We start from the raw sequence: 6,367 nt of genomic DNA, 5'->3' as shown, positions 1-6,367 counted from the left end.
GCCATAGACAAGGTGCCGGAGCGGCTGGCGATGGCTCGCGAGCACGGCAAGGCCGAGACGCTCGACTTCAGCAATTCCGATATCTACGACGCTTTGATGGCGATGACCGATGGCCGCGGTCCGGATCGCTGCATAGACTGTGTCGGGACCGAGTCGGATCCCGCCGCCAGTGCCGACTCCATGCTCGACAAGGTCAAGGCTGCCGTCTATCTCGGCACCGATAGGCCGCATGTATTGCGCGAAGCAATCTACTCCTGCCGCAAAGGCGGCACCATCTCGGTGCCCGGCGTCTATATCGGCCTCGTCGATCATATTCCGTTCGGCGCCGCCATGAACAAAGGACTGACCTTCCGGATGGGTCAGACGCACACGCAACGCTATCTCGAACCGCTCCTCGCCATGGTGCAGAAGGGCGACATTGATCCCTCCTTCGTGATCACGCACCGGGCAGACCTCGAAGCGGGACCGGACCTCTACAAGACGTTCCGTGACAAGCAGGATGGCTGCATCAAGGTGGTAATGCGACCGCATGGCTGAGACGTCGGGTTCTCGCACCAGGTCTGCCCTGAGCAAGTTCGCTGCCGTGAACCGCAACGGACCCGTTGGCGATCTGGAACCTTCGATCGCGGCAGCGGTTGACCTGCAGAATTCACGGCGGCGAGACCGCCGTGCCCCACCGGCTGCAAAGGAAGGTGTTGCATGACCAATGAGAATTCCACATCCAAACCTAGCGTCCGGTCTCCGAACGCCGATAGTCTGCCGCACCCAAAGCGGGATGCCAATGGCACCGATGCCGGTGGCAAGCCGGAGACGCCGAAAACCGCAGGCACATCCCGGCCGTCGACCGCGCCGCTGGACAATCCGGTTGCCAATCGCAACGCCGGGCGGCCGCGTCAGGCGAGCACCACGCCTCGGCCGACGGACAAGCCCCTGGACTGATCGAAACCGGCCTCTTGAAATCACAGCGAGTGTTTGTCGGGACGAAGCGATGCCAGGTCGGCCAGGGTGTTGAGAAGTGCAGCGTCGCCTGCCGGCTTCGGCACGAATTTGCAGTTTCGGAAGGGTGTGGGAACGTCGCGCGGCCCAAATCCGGTCATGAAGGCGAAGGGGATGCCGCGAGCCAGCAATGTTTCGGCCACGGGCAGACTTGTTTCGCCGTTCAATTGAATGTCCAGCAGCGCCACGTCGGCTTTGCCTGCATCGATAAGCTGACGAGCCGCGGCGGCCGACGAGACCGGGCCGATCACCGGATAACCCGCCGCACGCAGGCGTGACGCGATGTCTTCGGCGATCAGCCATTCGTCCTCGACCACCAGAACGCGCGGCTTGTCGTCGCTCACGGCGCCTCCTTGTGGTTTGCCGGAAACGCGATCTGGACGCTGAGGCCGTCCTTGTGGAACGCGGTTTCGACGTGGCCGCCGAGCCTGTAACCGATTTCTCCCTGCAATAGGGTCAGGCCAAAGCCGTTGTCCAACGGCGCCTTTACAAGAGGGCCGTCCTTTTCTCGCCAGCCAAATGTGAAACTGTCGTCCTCGATCGACCATTGCACACTGACCTTGCCATCGGTTTTTGACAAAGCGCCGTATTTGGCCGCGTTGGTGGCCAGTTCATGAATGGCCATACTCAGGGAAAGCCCCTGTTGCGGACCTAGTTTGACATCCTCGCCATCGAGTTCGATCCGCTCGATGCCGAATGGTTCGAGCTCCTGCTGGAGCAATTCCCTGACCGAGGCTTCCTTCCATCTCTCCCGGGTCAGCAGGCCGTAGGCCCGCGACATGGCATGCAGGCGACCGATCAGCGCGTCCGCGAACTCCTCCTTCGTATCAGAACTTTCCCGCGTGCGGCTTGCAATGCTGGCGATCACCGCAAGCATGTTCTTGACCCGGTGGTTGAGTTCCGAGATGAGCACCTGCTGATGCTCTTCCGCCTGTGCCAGCGTGGTGACATCGACAAGTGTCACCACCACGCCCTGGATCCTGTTGCCCTTGTCGCGATAGGGATTGATGCGGACCATGTGGAACAGGCCCCTGGCATCGCGTGCCAGATGGTGATTCAGGATCTCGCCCGTCTCGAACACCTTGTCGATGTGCTGCTTCAACTCGGGATAGTCGAGTTGGCTCGACAGATCCGTCAGCGGCCGGCCGACATCGGAGGGGCGCAGGCTGAAGAAAGATGACGCCGCCGGCGTGAAAGTGCGGACCACAAGGCTGCGGTCGAGGAAAATAGTCGCGATGTCGGTGCTTTCGAACAGGTTGCGCAGATCGCCGTTGGCGTGGTCGAGCTCTTCTATCTTGGCCGTCAACTCGGCATTGATCGTGTTGAGCTCCTCGTTGAGCGACTGCATCTCTTCCTTCGAGGCTTCGAGTTCCTCGTTGGTGGATTGCGCCTCCTCATTGACGGAGACGAGTTCCTCGTTCGACGATTTCACCTCCTCCAGCGCGGTCTCGTACTCCTCGATCGTCGATTGCAGGCGCTCTCTGGTATCGCGCAGTTCCCGCTCGAGATCGGCGGTGCTGTCACTGTCACGACTGCCGCCATCTTCGTTGGACCGGGCCTGGGTCGGCCCCGACGGCTCGAAAAGGACAAGGTAGAGCGGCTCGCCATTGCCGCGTTCGGCGAGCGGCTCGATCGTCAGCCTGATCGGCTGGACCCGCTCGTCGTCTTCCTCCACGGTGAGGTTTTCCCGCACCACTGTGCGGCGCGTGGTCGTCGCTTCGCGCAGTGCGGCGCGGAGGTCCAGCCGCAACCCACGCCTTGCCATCGTCAGCAACTGCCGGCTGGGAATCCCTTGTGGCGCTTCGAGATATCTGCCGGTCCTGGCCGAATAATAGACGACATCGCCCTCGGCGTTGACCAGGACATGCGGCGGCGCGAACCGTTCCAGCACCTGCGCCTCGACCGCCTGCCGCAGGGGATAGCCGACAAGTCCCTTCTTCGAGCCGGCACTTTCGGATGGGAAGACGCTGGAATGGCTTTCTCCGATCAGGGCCGGCAGTCTGATGTGCGGTGAGGCATGCTCCCGCGCCTGGAAGATGCGATGCTTCTTGTCGACGGTGGCGAACAGATCGTCGTGCTGCCCGACGCTTTCGGAGGTGCCGAGGAAAAGGTATCCGCCGGGCTTCAGCGCATAATGGAAGACAGGGATGACGCGATTTTGGATGGTCGGGCCGAAATAGATCAGCAGATTGCGGCAGGAGACCAGATCCATGCGCGAGAAGGGTGGATCGCGAATGACGCTGTGCGGCGAGAAGATGCACAGTTCGCGCACCTCATTGCTGAGGACATAGCTCTCGCCATCACCGTTGAAAAACCGCTGCTTGCGTTCAGGAGAAAGACCTTGCAGCAAGGCTTCCGGATAGCGTGCCGCCCGCGCCACCGCCAGCGCCGGCTCGTCTATGTCGGTGGCGAATATCTGGACGCGCGGAACGACCGTAAGCGTCTCCATGTGTTCGCGCAGCAGGATGCCGATGGAGAACACCTCCTCGCCCGTGGCGCATCCCGGAACCCAGACCCTGACGGTGTCGCTGGCGGTCTTGCCCTCGAACAGCTGCGGTATGATCTTTCGCCCGAGCAACTCGAAGGCATCGGGGTCGCGAAAGAAGTTGGTGACGTTGATCAGCAGATCGCGAAAAAGGTTCATCACCTCGCGAGCATCCTTCTTCAGCCAGTCTATATAGCCGCTGATGGAATGGACCTGGGCGATCTGCATGCGTCGCTTCACGCGGCGCAGGAACGTCTTGGTCTTATAGCCCGAGAAGTCATGGCCGGAGTGGCTGCGCAGAATGGCGTAGATTTGTTCTCGCACCTTGTCGATGTCGGGCGTTTCATCGCCATCGTCTTCCGCCAACCCGTCCAGCGTGTCGAAGCCGCGGGCGAAAGCCTCCAGCTTCGCCCCGATCTCCTCGGCAGTCACTGCGACATCGACGAGCCCACTGGCAATAGCGCTCTGCGGCATGTCGGGATTGCGCGGCCCGTAGCCGTCCGGCGCTTGCGCGACGATAAACCCGCCCCGCTCCTTGATGGCCTTGGCGCCCAGGGTTCCATCGGAATCACCGCCCGACAGGATAACGCCGACGGCATATTCGCCCTGGTCTTCACCCAGTGCGCTGAAGAAGATATCGATGGGCTTGCGCTCCTGGGTAAGCCCATTGGGCCGACGCAGGTGCAGCACCCCCGATTCAATGGCCAATGTCACGTTTTGCGGCATCACATAGACGTGGTCAGGTTGAACCACCGTGCCATCCTCGACCACCGAAACAGGCATCTCGGTGTAGCGGCTGACAACCTCATGCAACAGACTCTCCCTGTTGGGGCTGAGATGCGTGATGATGACGAACGCCATGCCGGGCTGGCCGGTCACGCCCTTGAAAAGGCCCTCCATCGCGGGAATGCCGCCCGCGGACGCGCCTATGCCCACGATGGGAAATCTAGTCGATCGGGCAGTCACGGCATGTCCCCCTTTCGCCGACCCGACATGAAGTCTCCTCAAGGCCGGATCGAACAGGACACAACCATATAGCGCGCAAGACGGATGGAACAAGACGTCAGAGATGACGTTGAACCCGATATCAATGGTGGTTCAATGGCAAAACGATCTGCTGACATAAAACTCCCGACGCCGGTGGTATCAGGAGCGCCTGGATCGCTCGAAGCTTCCCATGCGGGGCCCGTCCCGGATCGCATGCTGACGCTTGCGAAACGGTTGCAGGCGGCCTTGGATGACAGAATTCGGAAAGCAAATCCGCTGCATTCTAACCTCCGTTCCAAGAAAGGATGACGACGTGCGCGACCTGCGGGGGCTGCATATTCTGATAGTCGAAGACGAATGGACGATGGCGGGAGATCTTGCGCGGTTTTTCAGCAATATGGGCGCCATAATCCTTGGTCCCGCTGCAACTGTCGAACAGGCTTCCAAACACACCGGGACGGCCGAAGCTGCAATTCTCGACGTCAATCTCAATGGCCGACGCGTGTTTCCAATCGCCGATGAGTTGATGCGCCGGGGTGTCCCCTTCGTGTTCTTCAGTGGCGATGACGACATCGCCATTCCCGATCATCTCCGCTACGCCAGCAATTTGCGGAAATCCTCGGGCAGCCAGGCCGTGTTCAACGCACTCTTTCCCCCGCAGGCATCGGGACGGGCGACCTCCGTACCGGACCCGTCCGACGACGTCTTCGCGCTTTTGCCCAAACTGCGACTTGCGGCGCGCCTTTTGCTGGGAGACGTCGACGCATCGGATCGGCTCGTCGAGAGGACGCTCGAGCAAGCGATCCGGGATGTCGACCGCAGACAGCTTGGTCAATCCACTGAAAACTGGCTCAACGGCATCATGCGAGAGATGGCGAAAACCCGCGGCGCAAAACTGATGCATTAGTTTTACCTCCAAGGCCTCTCAGGCTGAAGTGCCAAGCCGCGGGGCCGTCATTGTTCACCACATCTCGAAAACTTGGCCGTACAGATCGGCCGCTTGGCCTGCGTCATCAGCCCTTCTGATTGCGCTCGACGAATTTGTTGAAACGGCTGGCTTTCCCCTCACCGGTCTTGGCCTGATACAGAAAGGCCAGATCATTCTCGTCGAATATCCGGAAGAACTCGTCCCATTCGATGGGCTCGAATGCTTCCTCGGGCTCGCCGAAGTCGATCCGCAGGATACCGCCCTCGCCTTTGGTGCGCACCACCGCCGGCCGGCCGTCCCGCTCCTCGGCCCATTTGCGAATTTCGTCATGGTTCGTGGTCGTTTGCGACTGAGACATTGAAATCTCCTTTGATCATCGGCGGACACGCGGGCTGTCGGGCGTCCTAACAGCACAAGGGCGTCAATGTTCCAGCACCGCGCCGTGATCGCGATGCCGGCTCCCAACGAAGTCCGCCAAAGGAACTTTGTTGAAGCAAGGGAACAAACCTTTTGCCGAAAAGTTCGGGGCGCCGAGGTTACTTGTCTGAGGAGTCGTCGTGAAACGCATATTGGTTACAGGAGGCTGCGGCTTCATCGGCCGGCATGTCGCACAGGAACTCGTCGAGCAGGATTATTCGGTTCGCATCCTCGATGCGCTGCTGGAGCAGGTGCATGCGGGCGAAGCCGTCGCGCTTCCCGCCGGGACCGAGCTGATCAAGGGCGATGTCCGAGACCGGGAGGCGGTCGCCAATGCGCTGGATGGCGTTGACGCGGTCATTCATCTGGCGGCGGAAGTCGGCGTCGGGCAATCGATGTATGAGATCGCGCGCTATGTCGGCGCCAACGATCTCGGCACCGCAACGCTACTTGAAGCATTGATCAAGCACCCGGTCGAACGGATCGTCGTCGCCTCGTCGATGAGCGTCTATGGCGAAGGGCTCTATGCAACGCCAGACGGCCGGCGTATCGAC

Annotated in this window: 7 protein-coding genes; 4 read left to right on the top strand and 3 right to left on the bottom strand. The window is 60.8% G+C overall.

Annotated elements, in window-relative coordinates; genetic code table 11:
* Both EN893_RS13850 and EN893_RS13845 read left to right on the top strand, forming a co-directional pair.
* Positions 1-537: zinc-binding dehydrogenase (locus EN893_RS13850; protein WP_348632476.1), on the top strand; the 537-nt coding region annotated here is incomplete at its 5' end.
* A 162-nt stretch (positions 538-699) separates the two neighbouring features.
* On the top strand, positions 700-939 hold the full coding sequence (locus EN893_RS13845; protein ID WP_127272253.1) for a hypothetical protein: 240 nt from the start codon (positions 700-702) through the stop codon (positions 937-939).
* A 20-nt stretch (positions 940-959) separates the two neighbouring features.
* On the opposite strand, the gene EN893_RS13840 is transcribed toward EN893_RS13845, so the two are convergent.
* Positions 960-1,340 (bottom strand): response regulator, encoded by a 381-nt coding sequence (locus tag EN893_RS13840; RefSeq protein ID WP_127272254.1) that lies wholly within the window; start codon positions 1,338-1,340, stop codon positions 960-962.
* Entirely contained in the window at positions 1,337-4,447 is a 3,111-nt protein-coding gene (locus EN893_RS13835) for a CheR family methyltransferase (RefSeq protein WP_127269401.1), read from the bottom strand. Before EN893_RS13835 ends, EN893_RS13840 begins: the two co-directional genes overlap by 4 nt.
* Positions 4,448-4,718: 271 nt before the next feature.
* Between EN893_RS13835 and EN893_RS13830 the strand changes: the two genes are divergently transcribed.
* Positions 4,719-5,375: a response regulator gene (locus tag EN893_RS13830; protein ID WP_127269400.1), complete on the top strand. Its 657-nt coding sequence runs from the start codon at positions 4,719-4,721 to the stop codon at positions 5,373-5,375.
* A 106-nt stretch (positions 5,376-5,481) separates the two neighbouring features.
* Here EN893_RS13830 and EN893_RS13825 read toward each other — a convergent pair whose 3' ends face one another.
* Entirely contained in the window at positions 5,482-5,754 is a 273-nt protein-coding gene (locus EN893_RS13825; protein ID WP_023809470.1) for a hypothetical protein, read from the bottom strand.
* Positions 5,755-5,953: 199 nt separating this feature from the next.
* On the opposite strand from EN893_RS13825, the gene EN893_RS13820 reads away from it, so the two are divergent.
* Positions 5,954-6,367 (top strand): SDR family NAD(P)-dependent oxidoreductase (locus EN893_RS13820; RefSeq protein ID WP_127269399.1); only part of this gene is annotated, 414 nt, incomplete at its 3' end.

It is taken from the genome of Mesorhizobium sp. M7A.F.Ca.CA.004.04.2.1 (genome assembly GCF_004022825.1).
Lineage (GTDB): Bacteria > Pseudomonadota > Alphaproteobacteria > Rhizobiales > Rhizobiaceae > Mesorhizobium.
The sequence above is the reverse complement of the archived record's forward strand: the minus strand, read 5'-3'. Positions and strand labels throughout refer to the sequence as shown.

Bases quoted from the DNA above. Each gene is read 5' to 3' on its own strand.
- EN893_RS13845 (WP_127272253.1), top strand. From the start codon at position 700: ATGACCAATGAGAATTCCACATCCAAACCTAGCGTCCGGTCTCCGAAC.
- EN893_RS13830 (WP_127269400.1), top strand. From the start codon at position 4,719: ATGACAGAATTCGGAAAGCAAATCCGCTGCATTCTAACCTCCGTTCCA.
- EN893_RS13825 (WP_023809470.1), bottom strand. From the start codon at position 5,754: ATGTCTCAGTCGCAAACGACCACGAACCATGACGAAATTCGCAAATGG.